The following is a 22,530-nucleotide window of genomic DNA, read 5'->3' as shown; positions in this document are numbered from 1 at the left end:
CCCCGGAGACCGGCTTCAGAAGGCGCGCAGATGTCGACACTCGTCAAGGCCGGACTTGCCTACGTGATCCCGGTCTTCGCCGTGGCCTTCGTCCTTGGCGCGCTGAGGGTGACCTTCGTGGCCCCCGCCCTCGGCCCCGTCCTTGCCGTGGCGCTGGAGGTGCCTGCCGTGCTGGCCCTGTCCTGGATCGTCGCGGGTCGGGTGCTCTCTCGCTGGCCGCTCCTGGAAAAGCGCATCGCTCTGGCGCTCTTGTCCTTCGCGCTTCTGATGCTGCTGGAACTCGCCACCGCTCTGGCATTCGGCCAGACCCCCGCGCAGTTTCTCGCCGCGATGACGACGCCCGCCGGGGCGCTTGGCCTTGCCGGACAGATCGGCTTTGCCCTGATCCCGCTCGTCCGTCAGGTCAGGGGCTGAGCCCGCTCGACCAGCCGCGCAAAGAAGCTGGCCCCGACCGGAGCCGCCTCGTCGTTGAAATCATAGGCCGGATGATGCAGCCCCGCCCCCGGCCCGGTGCCAAGGAACAGGTAGGCTCCCGGTCGCGCCTCCAGCATGTAGCTGAAATCCTCCGACCCCATCTTGCGGTCGGTCCGTGCCTCCACCGCATCGGCCCCAGCCACTTCGCGGGCCACTTCGGCCGCGAAATCCGCCTCGTCCTCGTGGTTGATCGTGGCAGGATAGCCCCAGTCATAGTTGATCTCGGCGTTCACCCCATAGGCCGCGGCATGGCCCTCGACGATCTCGTGGAACCGCTTCTTCAACAGCGCCCGCACATCCGGTTTGAAGCAGCGGATCGTGGCCGCAAAGAACCCCTCCTTCGGGATGATATTGCTGGCAGTGCCGGTATGGATCATCGTGACCGACAGCACCGCCTCGTCCAGCGCGTAGACGTTCCTCGGGATGATCGTCTGCACCGCTTGCACCATGCCGACGATCGCCACCACGGGATCGACGCAATCATGCGGCGTGGCCCCGTGCCCGCCCTTGCCGGTGATCTTCACGACGGCGGTATCCACGGATGCCATCAGCGGCCCGGGCGTCGTATGGAACTGCCCGAAAGGCACGTTCGGAGCGTTGTGGATGCCGTAGACCTGCCCGATACCGAAGCGGTCCATGATGCCTTCCTGCACCATGACCTGTCCGCCGCCGCCATCTTCTTCGGCCGGCTGGAAGATCAGCGCCACCGTGCCGGCGAAGTTCCGCGTTTCCGCCAGGTACTTCGCCGCGCCCAGCAGCATCGTCACATGCCCGTCATGGCCGCAGGCATGCATCTTGCCCGGCACCGTGCTGGCATAGGCCACGCCGGTCTGCTCGTCGATCGGCAGCGCATCCATATCCGCACGCAGCCCGATCACCGGGCCACCAGCAGAAGTGGCCCCGCGCCCCTTGATCAGCGCCACGACCCCGGATTGCGCGATCCCTTCGTGGATCTCATCCACCCCGATCTCGCGCAGGCGCTCCACGATCCAGGCTGCGGTCTCGTGGCAGTCGAAGGCCAGCTCTGGATGCATGTGCAGATGCCGCCGCCACCCCTTCATTTCCTCGGCATATGAAGCGATACGGTTCAGAACGGGCATGTCGACGATCCTAGCAGGCGTGCCTAGCAGGCGTGGTTGAAAGACCTTTGATCAAATCGGAAAATTCACGCCACCGCAATTGCAGAAGCCGTCGCACCGGGTCACGAGTGCCTGACCGGCCAACCTTGCAGCAGACGTCTTGGTGATGCATTTTTGCACCTCGCCGGTCTGTACCTTCCAAAAGCCGATCGTCCTGGTTCTGACTTCAGATACCTTGAATTGGGAATACACCCCGAGGAGCGCAGAAATGAAAATCGCCAGCCTTGCTCTTACGGCAGTCATCGGTTCCGCCGCAGCATCGCATGCTGGCGGTCCACTTGCCGTCGAGACGGACCCGGCTCCCGCCGCTGAATTCGCTCCCCTTGCTGTGCATGACTGGTCGGGGGCCTATATTGGTCTCGGCTATGGCAAGAGCAGGGGTTCGCAGGCCACCGCTACAACCACGGGAGCAGTGTTCGACTTCAACAGCGGCTCAGTCGCCGGTTTTCATCTTGGCTATCTGTTCCAAAGCGGGAACCTGGTCTACGGAGCCGAACTGGCACGCCTGACCTACAATGATGTGAATTTTGTGGGCGCCCCAATCTTTCAGATGGAGACAACCACCGATCTCAAGGGTCGTCTGGGCTACGCGTGGAACAGGCTGGAGGTCCACGGGATCCTTGGCTACAGCACTGGCGAGTTCGGGTCGTCCCTCCCGGCAGTTTCCGCATCCTATTCGCCTAAAGGAGCTTCGTACGGCTTGGGCCTCGACTACGCCGCAACCGAGCGCGTGAGCATCGGAGTCGAGTATCTCGCGCGGAGGATGCAGGGTGACCGCCCAAATCCAACGGCTAGCGATGTCGACTTCGACATGAACACGCTGTCCCTGCGCGTCGGCCTGTCCTTCTGACCCTGCCGCGCGGGGGCTACCATCGCCGCCGCGCTCACCCTACTCTGGCGTCGCATCCAAGCGCGAGGCCCCATGCCCCTTCCGACCGACCTCCCCCCCACCGGCCCAGACTCGGGTATCGACCGCCTCCTCGCCATCATGGCCGCCCTGCGTGACCCGGCCACCGGCTGCCCCTGGGACATCGAGCAGACCTTCGCCACCATCGCCCCCTACACTCTCGAAGAGGCCTGCGAAGTCGCCGATGCCATCGACCGCCAGGCCTGGGGCGAGTTGAAGGGCGAGCTTGGCGACCTCCTTTTCCAGGCCGTCTACCATTCGCAAATGGCGTCAGAGGCGGGGTTTTTCAGCTTCGCCGATGTCGTCACCGCCATCTCCGACAAGATGATCGCCCGCCACCCGCATGTCTTCGGGACCGAAAGCCGCGACCAGACGGCAGAGCAGCAAACGCAGGACTGGGAGGCGCAGAAGGCGGCCGAAAGGGGGGCGGCAAGACTCCTCGACGGCATCGCCGCGTCCCTTCCCGCCCTGACCCGCGCCCTGAAACTCCAGAACCGCGCCGCCCGTGTGGGCTTTGACTGGCCCTCGACCGACCAGGTCCTCGACAAGCTGGTCGAGGAAGCCCGCGAAGTGGTCGAAGCGCGCGACACCCTCACCCATGACGCCCTGACCGAGGAAATCGGCGATCTCCTCTTCGTCATGGCCAACCTCGCCCGCCATCTGAAGGTCGACCCCGAGGCCGCCTTGCGTGCCGCCAACCAGAAGTTCACCCGCCGCTTTTCCCGGATCGAAGACTGGCTGGCCGAATCCGGTCGTACCCCCGCCGACAGCGACCTCGCCGAAATGGACGCCCTGTGGAACCGCGCCCGGGCCGAAGACAAGCGCCGTCCCTAAGCCATTCATCTTTGTCGAAATATCCCCGCCGGAGGCCCCCGCCCGACCCGTGGCGCAAGCACGGTTTAAGGCACGCAATCGGCCGGTGGCTGCCGCAGCGATAAAAAGCCGACTCTTTCACTCAGGCTCTTGACGGGTCGTTCGGAACCCGATTAAACCCGCTGCATAAACCTGACAAAAGGACTCAACCATGTTCCGCCTCTCGACCCTCGCCCTCCTCGCCTGCTCCGTCCCGGCGCTGGCCCAGGAGATCAACGTCTATTCCCACCGTCAGCCGGAACTGATCCAGCCCCTCGTCGACGCCTTCACCGCCGAGACCGGGATCGCCGTCAACGTGGCCTTCGTCGACAAGGGCATGGCCGAGCGCCTGGTGGCCGAAGGCAACCGCTCCCCCGCCGACCTTGTCCTCACCGTGGACATCGCCCGCCTGATGCAGATCGTCGAGGCCGACGTGGTCCAGCCCGTGCAGTCCGACGTCCTGGAGGCCAACATCCCGGCCGAATTCCGCGACCCGACCGACCTGTGGTTCGGCCTCACAGCCCGCGCCCGCATCGTCTATGCCTCGAAGGACCGGGTCGCACCAGGCGAAGTCACCACCTACGAGGACCTCGCCTCGGACAAATGGAAGGGCCGGATCTGCTCGCGCTCGGGCCTGCACGACTACAACGTCGCCCTTCTTGGCGCGATCATCGCCCATCATGACGAGGCCTATGCGACCACCTGGGCCCAGGGCCTGAAGGCCAACCTCGCCCGCAAACCCGACGGCGGCGACCGTGACCAGGTCAAGGCCATCGCGGCCGGCGAATGTGACATCGCCATCGGCAACACCTACTACATGGGCCAGATGCTTGCCGACCCCGAACAGGTCCCGGCCGCCGAAAGCGTCACCATCGTCTTCCCGACCTTTGAAGATGCGGGCTCGGCAGGCGGCACCCACCTGAACATCTCGGGCGTCGCGATGACCAAATCCGCCCCGAACCGCGACAACGCGCTCAAGTTCATGGAGTGGCTCTCGGGCGACGCCGCCCAGAAGATCTATGCCGAGACGAACCACGAATACCCGGTGAAACCCGGCGTCGAACGGTCGGCCCTGGTCGCGTCCTGGGGTGAGTTCACGGCGGACACCACCCCCCTGGCCGACATCGCCGCACAGCGCCCCGCCGCAGTGAAGATCATGGAGACGGTGGACTTTGACGGCTGACGCTGTCGGGGGCTAACCCCGCCGCGCCGTTGCGATCTCGTCGACGATCTCCAGCGTCTCGATGCTGACCCGGACCACCCGGGTCAGCAGGTCCGCCACCCGGTCCTTGTGGTCGGCAAAGCGGTAGGTGTTGAACCTCAAACGGATCGTCGGGTCCTTCGGCGTCTTCTCCTTGTGCTGGTCCAGCACCCAGTCGATCGCACTGCGGTTGCCCAGCCGATAGTCCCAGGCCCTGGTCGGTATCCCGGCCAGGGTCGTCTCGCTGTCCAGCATGACAACGCCCGCGCCGGGGTCCGACTTCAGGATCACGCGCGGGCTGACCCCCGCCGCCCTGGACTTTGCATCCTCCACGTCGCGCCGGGTCAGCGGCCAGGGCGCCACGCCCTCATAGCCGATGTGCAGGTCAAGCAAGCGTTGCCCCCACCCGGCCCAAAGCCCGAACTGCGGATGGAGCGGGATGCGCGGGAACTCGCGTTTCAGGTTGATCGCATAGGTTTCGCGCCACAGGGGGTCGTGCAGGGCGGCATAGACATAGGCAAAGATCGTATCGCGGCTGACCCCGGCACTCTTGCCGTAGCGGTCGGTGAAGGTCTTCAGAGCCCAATCGGTGATGTTGTCCACCCGCTCGCCGGTGGGGGTGAAGCGGTAGCGGGAGGCGACCATCGCGGCAGCAGCTGGACCGACAAGGTGCAGGTCCGGCACGCCGCTCGTTGAAATCGTCATCCAGGGTTTCTGAGCGGAAGGGTCACTGAAGCTGATCGCCGGATTCTCGGCACCCGGCGGGAACATCACTGGAAGCTGGTAGGTGCGTCCGTTGAAGTGTTGGTCAAGGTAAAGCCAGAGCGTTGAAAACGGTCGGAACTCGGCGCGTCGGATCAGCGTCGGATCAAATTGCTTCTTTATGTTGGACTTGGCATAGCGGTCCAACTCGGCGTCCCACTTTATCGTATTCCGATCAGTAAACTCCGGGTCCGCCCGCGTCGCCTCATAGGTCTCGACCATATAGCGCATCTTGGCTTCCAAGCCTGTGCGGTTGGAATCATAGACCCACTCGTCCCGGTAGCTTCCTAGCCCCCGAGAGAAAAGTTTGAAAATCGCCCCCTTCTCTGCGCCACGTTTCCCGGCCTTAACGTCTTTGCTAACAAGAGGAAGCAACTCCTCCCAGTCGTTCTCCGTCTGCCCCAACCAGTTGCCCTTCTTGTCTGGCGTGATCCGGTCGAACTTCACCTGCGCCATCGGGGTTGACCCCAGCCACGAAAGCTTGTCCTGCTTCGTGTCGTATTCATCGCGGCGCGCGTAGAACACCTTGCAGCCCTGCGCGCGGTGCTTCTTGACCAGAAAGTAGATCGCCACCCCCGAGCGGTTGCCAAAGACGTTGTGCCTGGTTCCCGACAGCTTGGGATTGTCGATGGCATCGCCGCCAAGGTCCACGACGTAGACCTCGTTGAACTCGTCGGCCAGATCGCGGCGGAAGCCGTCATAGGCGCCTTTCGCCACCGGCTTGCGGCCCACGATGAAGGCGATGATCCCGTCATCATGCACCCGGTCCGCCGACCAGCGGAAGAAGCGGGTATACATGTCGTAGACGCTGTTCTGGTTCTGCGCCGACCCTTTCAGGATATAGGTTTCCTTGATCCGCTGGTCGATCTTCTTGTAACTGCGGTTCGCGTTGCGCTGGTTGAAATTTTCCTGCCAGGCATTGTAGGGCGGGTTGCCAATCACCACGGAAATCTTGCGCATGTTCTGCCGCTTCACCCGCGCGACATTCTCGTCCGACAGCGCCCCGAACAGGTCCGGCGTGGTTCCCTTGCGGACGCCCAAGCCCGCGACATTGTCCAGCGTGTCCACGAAACACAGGTTCGGAAATTCGGCATACTGCCCCGCCACCGCCGCATAGGTCGCCTCGATGTTCAGGTTGGCCACGTAATAGGGCAGGATCGCCACCTCGTTGGCGTGCAATTCTTCCTTGTATTTCCGGTGCAGGGCCTTGGGCTGGCCCCGGAAATGCTCGATCAGTTCGCAGATGAAGGTCCCGGTGCCTGTCGCCGGGTCCAGGATTTCCACCCCCGGCTCGATCAGCGTCTTGCCAAAGTGCTTTTCGCACAGCCAATCCGCGCCTTCGATCATGAAGCGCACGATCTCGTTCGGGGTATAGACCACGCCCAGCCGGTCGGCGGCCTTGGGGTTGTAGACCTTGTAGAACTGTTCGTAGATCAGTTTCAGGAAGGTCTGCTTTTCGGAATGTAGGCTGATCTGCGCCGCGTTCGCCTTGATCGCCTGGTAATAGGGCTGCATCGCCCGCAGCGTGTCGCGCTTGACCGCGCCGGTAAAGAAGGCGTCCTCCAGCTTGGTCAGTTCGCGGGCGATGTTGTTCTCGCGGTGATACTGGCCGTCGTTGAAGACCTGGGTGAAGATCTCCTCGGTCAGGACGTGCTGGATCAGCATCTCGCGCACGTCTTCCTCGGTGAGGCCGGGGTTGATCGTCTGCCTGGCATGGGTCAGGAAAGCGGCGGCCTGGGTGCCGAAGGCCGGGTTGTCGGCATAGGCTTCGGCGATCTTGGCGCGCAGGCCCTCCAGGATCGCGGGCAGGTCGGTGCCGAACTGGCGCACGGCGGTGCGGAACTCGGCGATCTCGGGGCGTTCATAGCCGAAGAACAGCGTGACCAGCTTTTCCAGCGCCGCCGGGTCGGTCATGTCGCAGCGGAACGCCTCGTGCCGGTTCTGGTACAGGATCGCCGTCGCGCCGTTCTCGAAGACGATGTTGTCCTGCGGATAGCCCTTGCGCAGTTTCTTCTCGATCTCCTTCTCCAGGTCGTCCGAGGTGTCCTTCGCCTCCCACCAGCCCAGGGGGACGCGGATATCATGCAGGACGACACCGTCGGGCCGGACGAAGGTCTTTTGGGGCGTTTCATAGGCGTGCTGCTGGACGAAGATCAGCTTCTGATCAGTGGCCCAGTCCTCCAGCAGGCGCGCGAAGGCCTGGCTGACAATGACTTCGTTCGTGGCACCCGACACCCGGCGAAGCTGGTCGATGCGGGACAGGTAACTTTCGACTTGGATACGGCTCATCGCGTCAGTGAAGCACACCTCTTGGCGGTCCCGCAACCAGAGATAGTGACGAAATCAAACCTTTCCAAACCCTTAACGTCCGCGCTCAACCCCTTGGAATCCCTTGCGGCGGTCCCCTTGTCCACCGTGGACACCTACCCCATGAACTCTACCGACAGCACCGTCGGCAGATGCTTTGCCACCTCCTGCCACGTCTCCCCCTCGTCCCGGCTGAGGTAAACCGAGCCCGAGTTCGTCCCGAAGGCCACTCCCCCGTCGCACGAGGCCATCCCCTGCCGCAGCACGGTGAAGAAGCAGTCCCGCTCCGGCAACCCCGCGCCCTTCCCCGCCCAGGTCTCGCCGCCGTCTTCGGTCTTCCAGACCAGCGCGCGGCCCCCCACCGGATACCGCCCCAGCGAATCCCCGTTCAGCGGAAACACCCAGAACACCCCCGGCTTTGTCGGATGCGCGGCCACCGGGAACCCGAACGTCGACGGCAACCCCTCCGTCACCTCCTCCCACACCTGCCCGCCATCCCGGGACCGATACACCCCCTGGTGGTTCTGCATGTAGATCAGCCCCTCCGCCGCCCCGAACGCCAGGTTGTGGACGCAACTGAAGATCTCGTCCTCCCGCCGGATTTCCTCGCCATCCCAATGCCGAGGCAAGGCCCCCGCCGGCCCCGCACGGTTCCCCCGCCGGTTCCGCTGCTGCCAGCTCGCGCCCCCATCCCGGCTCTCGAACACCCCCGCCGCCGAGATCCCCACCCACACCCCACCCTTCCCGTCGGAAAGGATCGTATGCAGCGTCAACCCCGCCGCCCCCGGCTGCCACTGGTCCGCTCCGGGTTGATCGGTCAGCGCATCCAGCCGCCGCCAGGTCTCCCCCTCATCGACGCTTTCATACAGATACGCCGGCTTCGACCCCGCCAGAAGCCGCCCGCCGTCGACGCAGACCGACCACATCTGCTCGGCCCCCTCGAACGGCCCGCGCGACACGCTCCACGCGCCGCCCTTGCGCCGCCAGATGCCCACACCTTCCCACTTGCCGCCCCCGGCCGCCCAGATCTCGCCCCCGCGCCCGACCGCATGGTTGATCGGCCAGCCCTCGCAGAACGGCCCCTGCACCCGGCCCCCCTCCAGCACGAACAACCCCTTCGTCGTCCCGACCAGTATCTCCATCGCCAGCCTCCTCTGCCTCGACGCCGAAAAGCCTACGCCCCTTCCCCCGCATTGCACGCCTTTTCCTGACCATCTGGACAAACTAGCCCCCTTCCCGCTTACTCCCGCGAAAGGAGCCCCCCATGTCCCGCAAGATCATCATCGACACCGACCCCGGCCAGGACGACGCCGTCGCCATCCTCCTCGCCCTCGCTTCGCCGGAACTTGAGGTCCTCGCCCTCACCGCCGTCGCCGGGAACGTGCCCTTGCCCCTCACACAGAAGAACACCCGCCAGATCGTCGAGCTTTCGGGCCTGAAGACCCCCGTCTACGCCGGCTGCGACGCGCCCCTCAAACGCAAGCTCGTCACCGCCGAATACGTCCACGGCAAGACCGGCCTCGATGGCATCCCGCTGCCCGACCCGACGTACCCCCTCCAACCCCAGCACGCCGTCGACTACATCATCGACACCCTGCGCGCCCACGCGCCCGGCACTATCACCCTCTGCCCCCTCGGCCCCCTGACCAACATCGCCACCGCCTTCCAACGCGCCCCCGACATCATCCCGAAAGTGGCCGAGATCGTCCTGATGGGCGGCGGCTGTTTTGAGGGCGGCAACGTCACCCCCGCGGCCGAGTTCAACATCTACGTCGACCCAGAAGCCGCTGATATCGTGTTCAAATCCGGCGTTCCCCTGGTGGTGATGCCCCTCGACGTCACCCACAAGGCGCTGACCTCGCGGGCGTGGGTCGAAGGCATGCGCGCCCTCGGCACCCCCGTAGGCACCGCCGTCGCCTCCTGGACCGATTTCTTCGAACGCTTCGACACCGCGAAATACGGGAGTGATGGCGCCCCCCTGCACGACCCCTGCGTGATCGCCTACCTCTTGGAGCCGTCCCTCTTCACCGGCCGCCACATCAACGTGGAAATCGAGACGGGGAGCGAGCTCACCCTCGGCATGACCGTCGCCGACTGGTGGCGCGTGAGCGGTAGGGAGCCCAATGCGATGTTCATGGGAGGCGTGGACCGGGACGGGTTCTACCGGCTTTTGACGGAGCGGTTGGGGAGTTTGTGAGGCGCAGTTTGGGACACGTATCAAACGATGCGATATTGGTTCAACCACATTTCCTGAATTTTCTCAGGAATCTTTCTGGCTTCATAAGTACGTCCAAAGTCGTCAAAAATCTTTGCGAGGTGGTGCCAACGATCACTACCGTCCGTTACTCCATCACGAGCAATGAATCGCCACGTGTCATAAAGGAGAGCAATCCGGTGCTTGAACTCCGGATTGCGCTCTCCATTTTCAAGAGTTTCGCTTACTAGGTTTCTTGACGCACCAAAGAAGGCAGATAACTCCTCCTCACTTATCGTTGCAGCTAGGAACTTCGTTGCAAGATCCGATTTTATCACCCGCGCTATCAAGAGAGTAATGGTTGCGACTCGCCAGCCCAAGAAGATATTGTCGGCCTTGGCTTCATCTGGCAAAAGTGCTGCCATCGCAAAGATCTTTTCGATGTCGCGCATCGATATGTGCATACCCTTCGAGATCGCCTCAAGCTGTTCCCGGACTTCGCCCACAAACTTCTTTGGCAGCTCCATTCTCTGGCCCAAGTGCGATGCGTACTTGGAGATTGCTTTGGTTTCCCTTGTGCTTCCAACATGCTCCGGCAGAGCCATTGAGAAGCTGATGAATTTCTGAAGATACAACATCGCGTCAATCTCAGAACCGTACCTTATTCGAACACTACTCGCCAAAGCGTCCAAGTTGACGCCCAGAATGAAGTGGACGCCTGGGACGGTGAAGAAGTGCTTAACAACCTCTAGGACATCTAGTGCGAAGTCAGGTCGGCATCGGTCAAGTTCATCAATTACAACCACCAGAGGAAGCGCAGCCTCCACATCACCTCCCTTGGTCAGTGCTTGGATTGCAGATCGAAACTCCACCATAGCAATTTGCCTGCCAGATTCACGTTTCCAAAAGTCGTTGAGCGCCTCCTTTGCCTCTTCTCTTAATGCTTCTGCACCCGCGTCCATTACTTCATCTAGTGCAATGGAAGCCCCTGCTGTTGCGAGCGCTAGGCCTATTCTCGTAGCGGGCCGAAATAGCTTTACGGCAAATTTCTTAACTTGATCGAGCTTTGATTGGTCTGCCGGCGGCAAGCGGTTGGTTAGGGCCGCTACAAGCGCAACAAGGGGATCGCCAATGTAATCGTTCTCAAACGCATCAAAGTAGACCGTCAAGGCACGTCCAGCATTGGACAATCTGTGTTCGGCCACCCATCTCCTGAGAAAGTAGGTCTTGCCAGTGCCCCAACGACCATCGAGTGCAATCACTAATGGGTCTTCGATTCCTTCGACTATCCTAGAAAGAGATTTTCCAAAGCCGGTTCTGTCGAGCAGATCAGTCGAAAATCCAGTTTCATAAAGTGTAAAGTCGCCTTCCGAAGGAGCGAGTCTCATGAATTTCCTCATTAAATCTAGCGGTTATCAAACGATAGCTAAGGTCAGCCTACGCGCAAGCCCTGTGTCGTCATCAGCTTGTGTAATCTGCACCCAGTTTTCAATGAACTTTGAAGCCTCCGAAATAGCAAGCGTTGGGTGGGGTTCCACCCCACTAACTTCGACCAATAGGACCCGAGACTAGGGGGTCGGATCGACACAGTCGGCGGGGTGAAACCCCGCCCTACAATCCTTCACCATCCCTTAACTACCCCCTTAACAAACCCCTAACGCCCACGCGCAACCCATTGCTTCCAAATGATAATCCGAAAATGTCCACCGTGGACAGACGGAGTCCCTTGCGGCCCCCACCTCACCCCAGCGGGAGGACGACCGAGAACCGGCTCCCCTCGCCCACCACGCTGTCCACCCGCAGCCACCCCCGGTGGCGGCTCACGATGTGCTTCACGATGGCCAGCCCCAGCCCCGTCCCCCCCATCTCGCGCGACCGGTGGGTGTCGACCCGGTAGAACCGCTCCGTCAGCCGGGGCAGGTGGACCGGGTCGATCCCCTCCCCCTCGTCCGCGACCTCGACCCGCACCGCCGGCCCCCGCACCGTCTCCTCCGCCGACAGCGAGACCCGCACCACTTGGCCCCCCTTCCCGTATTTCAGCGCGTTCTCGACCAGGTTCGTGAAGACCTGCACCAGCTGATCCGCATCCCCCGGCACCGTCACCGGCTCGCCGGTCAGTTCCACCCGGTCCCCCTCCTTTTCCGCCACCCCCCGCAAGGACGAGATCACCCCTTGCAAAAGCCCGCGCAGTTCGACCGGCTCTTTCGGCCGGACCCGCTCCTCCGCCTCGACGCGGGAGAGCTGCAACAGATCCCGCACCAGCCGGTTCATCCGTCCCGCCTCGGTCTCCATGATCCCCAGGAACATGTCCCGCGCCTTGGGGTCGTCGCGGGCGGCGTGTTTAAGGGTCTCGATGAACCCCATCAGCGCCGTGAGCGGCGTCCGCAGTTCATGGGAGACGTTCGCCACGAAATCCCGCCGCATCTCGCCCGCCCTCTCCTCGCTGGTCGCATCGCGGAAGACACAGAGGATCAGGTCGCCCTGGGCCGACACCGTGACCTGGAACACCGCTTCCTGCCCCTCGCGGCGCAGCGTCATCCGCGCGTGCTGAAGGCCCCCCGAGCGAGTGACCGATCCGATCGCCTCCAACACCGCCGGAGCACGGACAGCCATCGCGGCGTGGCGTCCCACCATGCCGGCGCCGAACAGCGCCTCGGCCGCCAGGTTCAGCGCCACGATCCGGTCGTCGGGCCGCACCAGCATCGCAGGCAGCGGCAGGCCGGAGAGCAGCTGCTCAGGGTCCAGGGTGGTCATTCGCTCGACTTCTCCGCAACAATCGGGCCTCTGCCCTTGTCTTGCGCAGGAATACCAGTAAATTCCCGGTTGTATACGTAACGTGGTGCGGAACCGGCCTTTGCCCGGAACAAGGGTCTGCCCCGGCGTAAGTCCATAAGACGACGAATTGGCGGCGCCTCACGCATGAAGAGGTCGAGAATTGTCGCAGAAGTTGAGGTGCCTGGTGATCGGCATTCCGGAAGCGCGCGCCGCCGAGGGCAGCTTGCGACCCGAAGAGTTTGCTTCCATACCGCTTGACGCGTTTGAAAGTCAGCTGCCATTGCCGGCCTCGCTTGAGCTGGTGGTGACACCGCTTTTCTGCAAGACCTTCGACGCGTTGGAAATTATCGAAAAGCTCGGGGCGCAGGACTACCGCAAGATGCTGCGGGTCGTGGCACCGAAACTGCCGAACAGGCAGATCGTGTTGCGCGAACTGCGCAGTCATGCGGCCCGGCAAGGCATCACCATCGAGCTGCTAGAGGAAGAATAGGAACTCACACCAGGGTCAGTCCAGCACGGAATCGGCGTGCGTTCGCCTGGTAACTTGCGGCTGAGGCAAGCAGCCTGGCGCGGGCGGTCTGGTCCAGCTCGCGCACAACCTTTCCGGGAGAGCCCATCACCAATGAGCCATCCGGGATTTCCTTCCCCTCGGTGATCAGGGCGCAGGCACCGATCAGGCAACCGCTGCCGATCCTTGCCCCGTTCAGCACTGTGGCCCCCATGCCGATCAGCGTGCCGTCGCCGATGGTGCAGCCGTGCAGCATCGCCTTGTGGCCGATGGTACAATTCGTGCCGATGGTCAGAGGATAGCCCATGTCGGTGTGCAGGACCGAATTCTCTTGCACGTTGGTCCCTGCGCCGACCCGGATCTCTTCATTGTCGCCGCGGATCACTGCGCCGAACCAGATCGAGGCGTCGGCTTCGACAACAACTTTACCGACCAGCGTGGCAGTGTCGGCCACCCAAGCAGAAGGATCGATCTGCGGTGCGATACCATCGAGGACGTAGATCATCGGGCTTCGAACTCCTCGTTCAGTGCGCGGACAAAGGCGGACAGTTGCGGTTGGCGTTCGCGCTTCAGCCGTTCCGCCGTCAGGATGGTCTTCAGGCTGTCGAAAGTTGCTGGAAGCTCCTCGTTCACCAGCACATAATCGTATTCGGCCCAGTGGCTGATCTCGTCGCGGCTTTTCGCCATGCGGCCGGCGATGACCTCGTCACTGTCCTGAGCGCGGGTCCGCAGGCGGCGGTCCAGTTCGGCGATGGAAGGGGGCAGGATAAAGATGGACACGACATCGCCGCGCATCGCCTGTTTCACCTGCTGGCCGCCCTGCCAGTCGATGTCGAAAACGGTGTCGGTGCCAGCCTGCATCGCGGCTTCGACCGGGGCACGGGGGCTGCCGTAGAAATTGCCGAAGACCTCGGCATGTTCCAGCATCCCACCTTCTGCGACCATCGCCGTGAATTCTTCTCGGCTGCGGAAATAGTATTCGCGGCCGTCCTGCTCGCCCGGTCGGGGGCTGCGCGTGGTGGCCGAGACCGAGAACCGCATCGTTGGGTCCCAGTCCATCAGCATCCGGGACAGCGTCGATTTCCCGGCCCCCGAGGGCGAGGAAAGGATGAGAAGCAGCCCACGCCGAAGGGACTTGGGGATCATCGCCTATTCCACATTCTGAACCTGTTCGCGCATCTGATCGATCACGGTTTTCAGGTCAAGACCGATGCGGGTCAGGGCCAGCGACTGCGCCTTGGCGCAAAGCGTGTTCGCTTCGCGCATGAATTCCTGCATCAGGAAGTCGAGCTTACGGCCCGCCGGTTGGCCCTCGGCCAGGTGGGCGCGGGCGGCGGCGACGTGGGCGGCCAGGCGGTCCAGTTCCTCGGTCACGTCGGTCTTGACGGCCAGGAGGGCGAGTTCCTGGGCCAGACGGGCGGGGTCGACGGCATCGGTCGCGGCAAGGACGCGGGTCACGGCTTCGCGCAAGGTGTCGGCCTGGGTGGCCGCGCGAGTGGCGGTCTCGGCTTGCGCTTCGGCGGTCAGGCTGGCGATGCGATCAAGCTGGGCGGTCAGGACTGCGGCCAGCGCCCGACCTTCCGAGCCGCGCATGGTGTGAAAGTCGGCCAACAGGGCCGGTAGATCGGCCAGCAGGGCCTGACGCAGTGGCGCGGTATCAGTTTCCTGCGCCGTGGCATCAATCACGCCGCGCAGGGTCAGCACATCGGCCGAGGTCGGTTGGCGCAACGTCACATGCATGGTCATCGCCGCCGATTCCACCCGGCCAAGTGCCCCCAGCGCCGCCGCCAGTGCCGCTTCGTTCAGCCGGAAGGCCGCGTCATCCCGGCCCTCGTCCTGCATGACTTTCAGGGTCAGGCTGACATTGCCACGGCTGATCGCCTTTTGCAGTTCGGCCCGCAGCATCGCTTCCAGACCGTCGATCCAGTCCGGCACCCGCAGACGCAGGTCCAGCCCCTTGCCGTTCACCGACCGAAGGTCCCAGGTCCAGCTGTAGCCCACGCCCGTTCCGCGCCGGGCGGCGAAGCCTGTCATCGAGATCATGCGGTCCTTTCAGCGCCACCAGCGCGGGGTATTTACCATTTGAATAGATTTTCAGCCGAATCTTGTCGATCCGCGCTATTTTCCCTTCATGGCGCGGCGGGCGGTTGACCCGCAAGGGCAAGGATGCGGCCAGTGGAGAGAATGATGAGCCTGAGCTTTCTGGATCGGTTCCGCCCGCAGCGTCCCGCGCAGACGTCTTTGGTCTTCGATGGCCTGGCGCAGGTCCGGGGCTACTGGGAAGGTTTGCGGCAGGGCGATACGCTCCCGGCGCGGGCGGCGATTGATCCTCGCGGGCTGAGTGGCGTTCTGGACCGGGTGTTTCTGGCCGAGCGGATCGGACGCGGGCTGGTGCAGGTTCGGATCGCGGGCTCGGGCCTGGCCGATTTCGCCGGAATGGATGTGCGCGGGCTGCCGCTAAGCTGTCTTTTCGCTGCAGAATCGCGGCCCCAGCTGGCCGCGACGGTCGAGCGCGTCTTTGCCGAACCCGCGGTGGCCGAATTAGATCTTGGCTCGGACCGCGCGGCCGGAGGCGGGCTTGTGGCGCGACTACTACTTCTGCCGTTGGCCGATGAGAGCGGGACGAAGCTGATACTGGGGGCCATCAGCTTTGCCCCGGGGCCGACGGCACGATGCAAATTGCAGATCCGCAGCTGGCGCGACGAGCGCCTGCCGCGGGCCCCCATACCCCCAACCGAAGCGCCGGTTGTCCAGCCGATCCGGCGCGTGGGCCACCTGTCTCTGGTGCATGTCAGCGAATAGAAGAAGGCGGCGGGTCGCCCCACCGCCCTGCCATGCTTTTCCCGACGCTCAGAGGGCGACGCGACGAGCGGCCTCACGTTGCGACGACAACTCCTCGGCCACCAGGAACGCCAGTTCCAGCGACTGCGAGGCGTTGAGGCGCGGGTCGCAGGCGGTGTGGTAGCGGTCGGCCAGGTTTTCATCCGACACGGCGCGAAGGCCGCCAGTGCATTCCGTCACGTCCTGGCCCGTCATCTCGAAATGCACGCCGCCGGGGACGGTCCCCTCGGCCTTGTGGATCGCGAAGAATTCACGGACTTCCCGCAGGACGGAATCGAAGGGGCGGGTCTTGTAGCCCGAAGCCGCCTTGATCGTGTTGCCATGCATCGGGTCGCAGGACCAGACAACATTGGCGCCTTCCGACTGGACCGTCTTGATCAGGCGCGGCAGGTTATCACCGACCTTTCCGGCCCCGAACCGGGCAATCAGCGTCAGGCGGCCGGGTTCGTTTTCCGGGTTCAGCTTGGCCATCAGGACCTTGAGGTCGTCCGCCGTGGTCGAGGGACCGCATTTCAATCCGATCGGGTTCAGCACGCCGCGGCAGAATTCGACATGCGCGCCGTCGGGCTGGCGGGTGCGGTCGCCGATCCAGATCATGTGACCCGAGCCCGCGATGTTCTGCCCGGTGATGCTGTCCACGCGGCAGAGCGCCTCTTCATACTCCAGCAGCAGGGCTTCGTGGCTGGTGTAGAAATCGACACGGCTCAACTCGTTTGCGGTGTCGGAATTCACCCCGGCCGCGTTCATGAAGTCCAGCGCGTCGGAAATCCGGTTCGCCATCTCGCGGTAGCGTTCGGCCTTGTCATGCTCGGCAAAGCCCAGGGTCCAGGAGTGGACGCGGTGGATGTCGGCGAAGCCGCCGGTCGAAAAGGCGCGCAACAGGTTCAGCGACGCCGCCGCCTGGGTATAGGCCTGCAGCATACGGTTCGGATCGGGAATCCGCGACTCGGGCGTGGGATCGAAGCCGTTGATGATGTCGCCCTTGTAGCTGGGCAGTTCCACCCCGTTGATCACCTCGGTCGGGGCGGACCGCGGCTTGGCGAACTGGCCCGCCATCCGGCCGACCTTGATGACCGGCACCTTGGCGGCGTAGGTCAGGACGACGGCCATCTGCAGCATCACCCGGAAGGTGTCGCGGATATTGTCCGCGCTGAACTCGGCAAAGCTTTCGGCGCAGTCGCCGCCTTGCAGAAGGAAGGCCTTGCCCTCACCCGCAAGTGCCAGGGATTTCTTCAGCCGACGCGCCTCACCTGCGAAGACAAGCGGCGGGTATTTCGACAACTGAGTTTCGACCGCGGTCAGCGCAGTCTGGTCGGGATAATCCGGCATCTGGATCCGCGGTTTTGCGCGCCATGCCGTTTTCGTCCATCCCTTGGTCATCGTCCCACTCCGGTCCCGTGCAATCGGCCAGCGGTATACGCCCCCGTTTCCGCCTTTGCAAAGGGCGATTGGGCGAAAACCGCAGCTTTCGGCCCTTGCGGCGGCCCTGAATTTGCGGTTCTTTGGCCCGCAAACGACATGAACAGGTCGCAGACATGACGCTCGCGCCGCGAAAAGCCACCCAGACGCAGAAGACCAGCGCGATCCGGCGCTTTGTCTTCCTGCTTCTGGACAAGTTCACCATGATCAGCTTTGCCGGCGCGATCGAGCCCCTGCGCATCGCAAACCGGGTCTCGGGTGAGACGCTTTACACCTGGGTCCTGTGCGGCGAAGGCACAGAGAAGTCCTGTTCGAACGGTGCAACCTTTCGGCTGGAGATCGGGCTGGAAGAGATGGACCGCGAAGACACGATCCTTGTGTGCGGCGGGCTGGACATCCAGCGCACGACCACGAAGGGCGTGGTCAACTGGCTGCGGCGCGAGGCGCGGCGCGGGGTCACCATCGGCGGCATCTGCACGGGCGGTCATGCCCTGGCCAAGGCGGGGCTGCTCGACGGCAAGAAGGCGACGATCCACTGGGAAAACCAGGACGGTTTTGCCGAGGAATTCGAGGATGTGAAGCTGACAAAGTCGGTCTACGTCATGGACGGCAACCGCTGGACCACGGCGGGCGGGATTTCGTCCATTGACCTGATGCTGAAGATCATCGCCGCCGACCATGGCGAGGACCTCGCCAACACCGTGGCCGACCAGATGATCTATTCGACGATCCGCACCGACCAGGACACCCAGCGCCTGTCGATCCCGACGCGGATCGGGGTGCGGCATCCGAAGCTGTCCCAGGTCATTCAGATGATGGAGGGCAATATCGAGGACCCGATGTCGCCCGCCGATCTGGCCGAGGAAGTGGGCATGTCGACCCGCCAGCTGGAACGACTGTTCCGCCGCTACCTAAACCGCTCGCCGAAGCGCTACTACATGGAGCTGCGGCTGCAAAAAGCGCGCAACCTGCTGATGCAGACCGACATGAGCGTGATCAACGTGGCACTGGCCTGCGGCTTCGCCTCACCCTCACACTTCTCCAAGTGCTACCGCAGCCACTACAGCACCACGCCCTACCGCGAGCGTGGCACGCAAGGGATGCCCGGTGTCGTCCCGGTTCGGTTGTCGATCTAACTGGCCGAGCCCGGGGCCAGGCGATAGACCGCGCCGTCGAAAACCGACAGGAACCAGATCGATCCGTCCGGGGCCTCGACGATGTCGCGCACGCGTTCGGTTTCGGGGGCGGCAAGCCGTTCCTCCGCAAAGCCGGTCCGGGTGGGGGTGTCGGGGTCCAGCCGACCGATGAAATCGCTGTTCAGCGAACCAAAGAAGATGTCGCCCTTCCACTCTGGCACCAGTGCTCCTGAATAGACCATCAGTCCCGACGGTGCGATGGAGGGGTCCCAGTAGTGCAACGGCTGCTCCATTCCCTGCACTTCGGTCCCCCGCCCGACCGGATCGCCGTTGTAGTTGCGCCCGTAAGAGATGACCGGCCAGCCGTAGTTTCGGCCAAGGTCCGGCGCGTTCAGCTCGTCGCCGCCCTGCGCCCCGTGTTCCACCGTAAGAAGCCGTCCCGTCAGGTCCAGGGCCGCACCCTGGATGTTGCGGTGGCCCAGCGAGAAGGCGCCGGGCAGCCAGCCCTCCTGCGTGACCGCGGGGGTGCCGTCGCGCTTCAGCAGGATCACCTTGCCCGCCACCAGCATCGGGTCCTGCGCCTGCATCCCGCCCGGACCGGTGCCCCGATCACCGGTTGTCAGCGCGACACTCCCGTCCGGCATCTCGACCAGCCGGGCGCCAAAGTGGCGGCCGCCCGGATAGCCTTCGCCCTGAAAAACGATACGGAACCCTTCAAGCCGCGTACCATCGTCCGACAGCCGCCCCACGCCTGCGGCCGTGGTGCCCCCGCCCTCGACCGCAGCGGCGAAGCTGATCCAGACCTCGCGGCTCGTGGCGAAATCCCGGGGCACCATCACATCAAGCAGCCCGCCCTGCCCTTCGGCCAGAACTTCGGGAACCCCGCCCACAGGCTGTGCCTGGCCGTCGCGGACCAACAGAACGCGGCCGCCCCTTTCAGTCACCACGAACGCGCCATCGGGCAGGAAGTCGACGCCCCAGGGTTCCTCAAGACCTTGCACCATCGGCGTGATCGCCATGACTCCGGCCGAGGTCTGGATTTCATCAGCCGCAACCGAAAGTGGCAGCAGGGCGAAAAGCGGCACTATTCCGAGCGAAATCTTCAACTGTTGATCCCTTCCTGATGAACGCAAACGCGCCATTGGCAACGCACGATGGAACGCTGTAAAGATAGAAGGCGCAAAGGTTGTGTCGACTCACATGCGGTAACAGTGTCGTCACCCTGTCGACAAAATGGGCCTTTTCTTTTCACGCAGCCCGCACTACCGTCTCCGCAGGATTTCGATCCAACTAGGGAGATAAAATCAATGAAGAAACTTCTGCTGGCCGCTTCGGCCTGCGCGCTTATGGCTGGTGCCGCCGCTGCCGAGGACGTCAAGATCGGCATCCTGATCGGCTTCACTGGGCCCATCGAATCTCTGACTTCGCACATGGCGAACGCAGCCGAGACCGCGATGGCCGAAGTGAATGCCTCTGGCAAGGCCAAGAACACCTACACTTCGGTGCGCGGTGACTCGACCTGCACCGACGCCGCGGCTGCCACCGCTGCGGCCGAGCGGATGATCACCGCCGAAGGCGTCAAGGGCATCATCGGCGGCGACTGCTCGGGCGTGACCCGCGCGGTGCTGACCAACGTTGCCATGCCGAACGGCATCGTGATGGTCTCGCCCTCGGCCACCTCGCCGGCGCTGACCAACGACCCGGACAATGGCCTGTTCTTCCGCACCGCGCCGTCGGACGCGCGGGAAGGCGAAGTCATGGGCGAGATCCTTGTCGAGAAGGGCATCAAGTCGATTGCCCTGACCTACTCGAACTCGGACTACGGCAAGGGTCTTGCCGAGGCGATCGCTGCCGGTTTCACCGCCAAGGGCGGCACCGTGACGATCAACGCGGCGCATGACGACGGCAAGGCCGACTACTCGGCCGAAGTCGCGGCGCTGGCGGCGGCGGGCGGCGACCTTCTGGTCGTGGCGGGCTATCTGGACCAGGGCGGCAAGGGCATCATCCAGGCCTCGCTGGACACCGGCGCGTTCTCGCAGTTCGGGCTTCCGGGCGGCATGGTCGGCGACAGCCTGCCCGCAGCCATCGGCCCGGCTCTGGACGGGTCCTACGGCCAGGTCGCGCAGTCCGACAGCCCCGGCGCTGCCGTTCTGCAAGAAATGGGCAAGACCAACGAGCCCGCTTTTGATGCGACCTCGCCCTACACCCCGGAAAGCTATGATGCTGCCGCGCTGATCATGCTGGCGATGGAAGCCTCGGGTTCGACCGATCCGGCCGTCTACAAGGACAAGATCCTGGAGATCGCCAACGGGCCGGCTGACGGTTCGGGCACCAAGATCCTGCCGGGCGAACTGGGCAAGGCGCTGGAGCTGATCGCGGCTGGCACCGCCATCGACTACGACGGCGCTTCGGGCGTGACCCTGATCGGGCCGGGCGAATCTGCTGGCCGCTACAAGCAGTTCGAAGTCAAGGGCGGCGTCTACGAGACCGTCCAGTTCCGTTGATCTGCCAAGAACTATGAAGCAAGGCGCGGCCCGGGACACCCCCGGGCCGTTGCCCAAAAGAAGGCCCGGCCACAAGGCGCAACGGGCTGCGACAGGGGAAGCACATGATCCGGGTCGAGAAGCTGCACAAGCATTTCGGCGGCTTTCACGCCGTTGACGGCGCATCGCTGGAGATCAAGACCGGCACGATCACCGGTCTGATCGGCCCGAACGGCGCGGGAAAGACCACGCTTTTCAACGTGATCGCCGGGCGCTACACGCCGACCAGCGGCCAGGTCTTCATGGACGGCGAGGACATCACCGGGCTGCCGCCGCACAAGCTGTTCGAGAAGGGCCTGCTGCGGACCTTCCAGATTGCCCATGAATTCAGCTCGATGACCGTGCGCGAGAACCTGATGATGGTGCCGCCCCGCCAGTCTGGGGAAAAGCTGTGGAACGCGCTGTTCTCGCGCGGGGCCGTCGCCGAGGAAGAGGAACGCATCCGCCAGAAGGCCAACGAGGTGCTGGAGTTCCTGACGATCAGCCACATTGCCGACCAGAAGGCGGGGATGATCTCGGGCGGACAGAAGAAGCTGGTGGAACTGGGCCGAACGATGATGGTCGATGCCAAGATCGTCTTCCTGGACGAGGTTGGCGCTGGCGTGAACCGGACGCTCCTGAACACGATCGGCGACGCCATCGTCCGTCTGAACAAGGAACGTGGCTATACTTTCTGCGTGATCGAGCATGACATGGACTTCATCGGTCGCCTGTGTGACCCGGTGATCTGCATGGCCGAGGGCAAGGTCCTGGCCGAGGGCAGCGTGGACGAGGTCAAGAACGACGAACGCGTGATCGAGGCCTATCTGGGCCGGGGCCTGAAGAACAAGCTGAAAGAGGGTGCGGCATGAAACTTGGGAGCCTGATCCTGGCGGCCTGCCTGGCTTTGCCGGGCCTGGCCTTTGCGCAATCGGCGGTCGGCAAGGCCGTCGTGGGCGGCAAGACGGTGACGCTGTTCGATGACGGAACCTGGAAATACTCAGACGCGGTGAACCCGTCGACGCCTGCGGCTTGCAAGGATGTGACCCCCACGGTGCAGTTCTGTGGCGGGGCACTTGGCTGGGTGACCACTCCGCCCGCCAGCCCCGAGATCAACGCCGCCTACCGGATCGATGCCCGCCATTACGCGCAATACCTAATCGAAGACCTGGGCAGCGATGACGGTCTGACGCCTGAGTTCATGCGCCAGGTCGTGCTGGACAATGCCCAGATGGCGACCGGCAACACGCCCGAAGTGATCGACGTGCAGCCGGTGACCTTGGGTGCGCTGACCGGGGATACCGTGGTCTACAAGGCCAGGATCAACGGGCTGGACGTGGTGTTCGCCAACTCGGTCTTTGTGCAGCCGAAGCGCGTCATGCAGATCATGACCTATGCCATTGCCAATACATATTCCCCGCAACACGCCGCATATCAGGCCGATTTCCTGTCCAACACGAAGCTGGCCGAATGATGCGCGCCGTTTCGTATCG

At 63.5% G+C, this 22,530-nt stretch carries 21 protein-coding genes; 11 read left to right on the top strand and 10 right to left on the bottom strand.

Going from position 1 to position 22,530, the window contains the following annotated elements:
- Positions 1–30: 30 nt before the first annotated feature.
- Positions 31–414, top strand: a complete 384-nt coding sequence (locus tag Q8M85_RS14865; RefSeq protein ID WP_305545982.1) for a hypothetical protein — start codon at positions 31–33, stop codon at positions 412–414.
- On the opposite strand, the gene Q8M85_RS14860 is transcribed toward Q8M85_RS14865, so the two are convergent.
- Positions 399–1,574 (bottom strand): M20 aminoacylase family protein, encoded by a 1,176-nt coding sequence (locus tag Q8M85_RS14860; RefSeq protein ID WP_305545980.1) that lies wholly within the window; start codon positions 1,572–1,574, stop codon positions 399–401. The two genes, Q8M85_RS14865 and Q8M85_RS14860, sit on opposite strands and share 16 nt — an antisense overlap.
- A gap of 247 nt (positions 1,575–1,821) precedes the next feature.
- Between Q8M85_RS14860 and Q8M85_RS14855 the strand changes: the two genes are divergently transcribed.
- From Q8M85_RS14855 to Q8M85_RS14845, 3 genes are all read left to right on the top strand, one after another.
- Positions 1,822–2,463 (top strand): outer membrane protein, encoded by a 642-nt coding sequence (locus Q8M85_RS14855; RefSeq protein WP_305545979.1) that lies wholly within the window; start codon positions 1,822–1,824, stop codon positions 2,461–2,463.
- Between the two features lie 72 nt (positions 2,464–2,535).
- A complete protein-coding gene (gene mazG / locus Q8M85_RS14850; RefSeq protein WP_305545977.1) occupies positions 2,536–3,354 on the top strand; it encodes a nucleoside triphosphate pyrophosphohydrolase in 819 nt (272 codons plus the stop codon).
- Between the two features lie 190 nt (positions 3,355–3,544).
- Positions 3,545–4,555 carry a Fe(3+) ABC transporter substrate-binding protein gene (locus tag Q8M85_RS14845; RefSeq protein ID WP_305545975.1) on the top strand — a complete coding sequence of 337 codons (1,011 nt, stop codon included), beginning with the start codon at positions 3,545–3,547 and terminating at the stop codon, positions 4,553–4,555.
- A 12-nt stretch (positions 4,556–4,567) separates the two neighbouring features.
- On the opposite strand, the gene Q8M85_RS14840 is transcribed toward Q8M85_RS14845, so the two are convergent.
- Together Q8M85_RS14840 and Q8M85_RS14835 are read right to left on the bottom strand one after the other, a co-directional pair.
- Positions 4,568–7,624 (bottom strand): type ISP restriction/modification enzyme, encoded by a 3,057-nt coding sequence (locus tag Q8M85_RS14840; RefSeq protein WP_305545974.1) that lies wholly within the window; start codon positions 7,622–7,624, stop codon positions 4,568–4,570.
- Positions 7,625–7,758: 134 nt separating this feature from the next.
- A complete protein-coding gene (locus Q8M85_RS14835; RefSeq protein WP_305545973.1) occupies positions 7,759–8,784 on the bottom strand; it encodes an exo-alpha-sialidase in 1,026 nt (341 codons plus the stop codon).
- Between the two features lie 122 nt (positions 8,785–8,906).
- On the opposite strand from Q8M85_RS14835, the gene Q8M85_RS14830 reads away from it, so the two are divergent.
- Positions 8,907–9,839 (top strand): nucleoside hydrolase, encoded by a 933-nt coding sequence (locus tag Q8M85_RS14830; protein ID WP_305545971.1) that lies wholly within the window; start codon positions 8,907–8,909, stop codon positions 9,837–9,839.
- A 20-nt stretch (positions 9,840–9,859) separates the two neighbouring features.
- On the opposite strand, the gene Q8M85_RS14825 is transcribed toward Q8M85_RS14830, so the two are convergent.
- Positions 9,860–11,224: a P-loop NTPase fold protein gene (locus tag Q8M85_RS14825; RefSeq protein WP_305545970.1), complete on the bottom strand. Its 1,365-nt coding sequence runs from the start codon at positions 11,222–11,224 to the stop codon at positions 9,860–9,862.
- A 352-nt stretch (positions 11,225–11,576) separates the two neighbouring features.
- Positions 11,577–12,590 (bottom strand): cell wall metabolism sensor histidine kinase WalK, encoded by a 1,014-nt coding sequence (locus Q8M85_RS14820; RefSeq protein ID WP_305545968.1) that lies wholly within the window; start codon positions 12,588–12,590, stop codon positions 11,577–11,579.
- Positions 12,591–12,795: 205 nt separating this feature from the next.
- On the opposite strand from Q8M85_RS14820, the gene Q8M85_RS14815 reads away from it, so the two are divergent.
- Positions 12,796–13,101 carry a hypothetical protein gene (locus Q8M85_RS14815; protein WP_305545966.1) on the top strand — a complete coding sequence of 102 codons (306 nt, stop codon included), beginning with the start codon at positions 12,796–12,798 and terminating at the stop codon, positions 13,099–13,101.
- Between the two features lie 4 nt (positions 13,102–13,105).
- Here Q8M85_RS14815 and Q8M85_RS14810 read toward each other — a convergent pair whose 3' ends face one another.
- Genes Q8M85_RS14810 through Q8M85_RS14800 form a run of 3 tightly spaced genes read right to left on the bottom strand, consistent with a single transcriptional unit; the run spans position 13,106 to position 15,162 of the window.
- On the bottom strand, positions 13,106–13,624 hold the full coding sequence (locus Q8M85_RS14810; protein WP_305545964.1) for a gamma carbonic anhydrase family protein: 519 nt from the start codon (positions 13,622–13,624) through the stop codon (positions 13,106–13,108).
- Positions 13,621–14,265 carry a guanylate kinase gene (gmk, locus tag Q8M85_RS14805; RefSeq protein WP_305545962.1) on the bottom strand — a complete coding sequence of 215 codons (645 nt, stop codon included), beginning with the start codon at positions 14,263–14,265 and terminating at the stop codon, positions 13,621–13,623. Before gmk ends, Q8M85_RS14810 begins: the two co-directional genes overlap by 4 nt.
- A gap of 3 nt (positions 14,266–14,268) precedes the next feature.
- Entirely contained in the window at positions 14,269–15,162 is an 894-nt protein-coding gene (locus Q8M85_RS14800; RefSeq protein ID WP_305545960.1) for a YicC/YloC family endoribonuclease, read from the bottom strand.
- A 144-nt stretch (positions 15,163–15,306) separates the two neighbouring features.
- On the opposite strand from Q8M85_RS14800, the gene Q8M85_RS14795 reads away from it, so the two are divergent.
- Positions 15,307–15,921 (top strand): PAS domain-containing protein, encoded by a 615-nt coding sequence (locus tag Q8M85_RS14795; RefSeq protein ID WP_305545958.1) that lies wholly within the window; start codon positions 15,307–15,309, stop codon positions 15,919–15,921.
- A gap of 48 nt (positions 15,922–15,969) precedes the next feature.
- Here the strand turns inward: Q8M85_RS14795 and Q8M85_RS14790 are convergent, their stop codons facing one another.
- Positions 15,970–17,340 (bottom strand): class II 3-deoxy-7-phosphoheptulonate synthase, encoded by a 1,371-nt coding sequence (locus Q8M85_RS14790; protein WP_305545956.1) that lies wholly within the window; start codon positions 17,338–17,340, stop codon positions 15,970–15,972.
- 155 nt (positions 17,341–17,495) lie between these two features.
- On the opposite strand from Q8M85_RS14790, the gene Q8M85_RS14785 reads away from it, so the two are divergent.
- Entirely contained in the window at positions 17,496–18,515 is a 1,020-nt protein-coding gene (locus Q8M85_RS14785) for a GlxA family transcriptional regulator (protein ID WP_305545954.1), read from the top strand.
- On the opposite strand, the gene Q8M85_RS14780 is transcribed toward Q8M85_RS14785, so the two are convergent.
- On the bottom strand, positions 18,512–19,621 hold the full coding sequence (locus tag Q8M85_RS14780; protein ID WP_371135259.1) for a PQQ-dependent sugar dehydrogenase: 1,110 nt from the start codon (positions 19,619–19,621) through the stop codon (positions 18,512–18,514). The genes Q8M85_RS14785 and Q8M85_RS14780 overlap by 4 nt on opposite strands.
- A gap of 201 nt (positions 19,622–19,822) precedes the next feature.
- Between Q8M85_RS14780 and Q8M85_RS14775 the strand changes: the two genes are divergently transcribed.
- The 3 genes from Q8M85_RS14775 (at position 19,823) to Q8M85_RS14765 (ending at position 22,511) form a co-directional block, all read left to right on the top strand.
- Positions 19,823–21,019 (top strand): ABC transporter substrate-binding protein, encoded by a 1,197-nt coding sequence (locus tag Q8M85_RS14775; protein WP_305545952.1) that lies wholly within the window; start codon positions 19,823–19,825, stop codon positions 21,017–21,019.
- A gap of 104 nt (positions 21,020–21,123) precedes the next feature.
- Positions 21,124–21,909: an ABC transporter ATP-binding protein gene (locus tag Q8M85_RS14770; protein ID WP_305545950.1), complete on the top strand. Its 786-nt coding sequence runs from the start codon at positions 21,124–21,126 to the stop codon at positions 21,907–21,909.
- Positions 21,906–22,511: a hypothetical protein gene (locus Q8M85_RS14765; RefSeq protein ID WP_305545948.1), complete on the top strand. Its 606-nt coding sequence runs from the start codon at positions 21,906–21,908 to the stop codon at positions 22,509–22,511. The genes Q8M85_RS14770 and Q8M85_RS14765 overlap by 4 nt, the downstream gene beginning before the upstream one ends.
- Positions 22,512–22,530 lie beyond the last annotated feature (19 nt).

Source organism: Tabrizicola sp., assembly GCF_030694085.1.
Classification (GTDB): Bacteria; Pseudomonadota; Alphaproteobacteria; order Rhodobacterales; family Rhodobacteraceae; genus Tabrizicola.
Note: the sequence above shows the minus strand (reverse complement) of the source record. Positions and strands in the feature narration are given on the sequence as shown.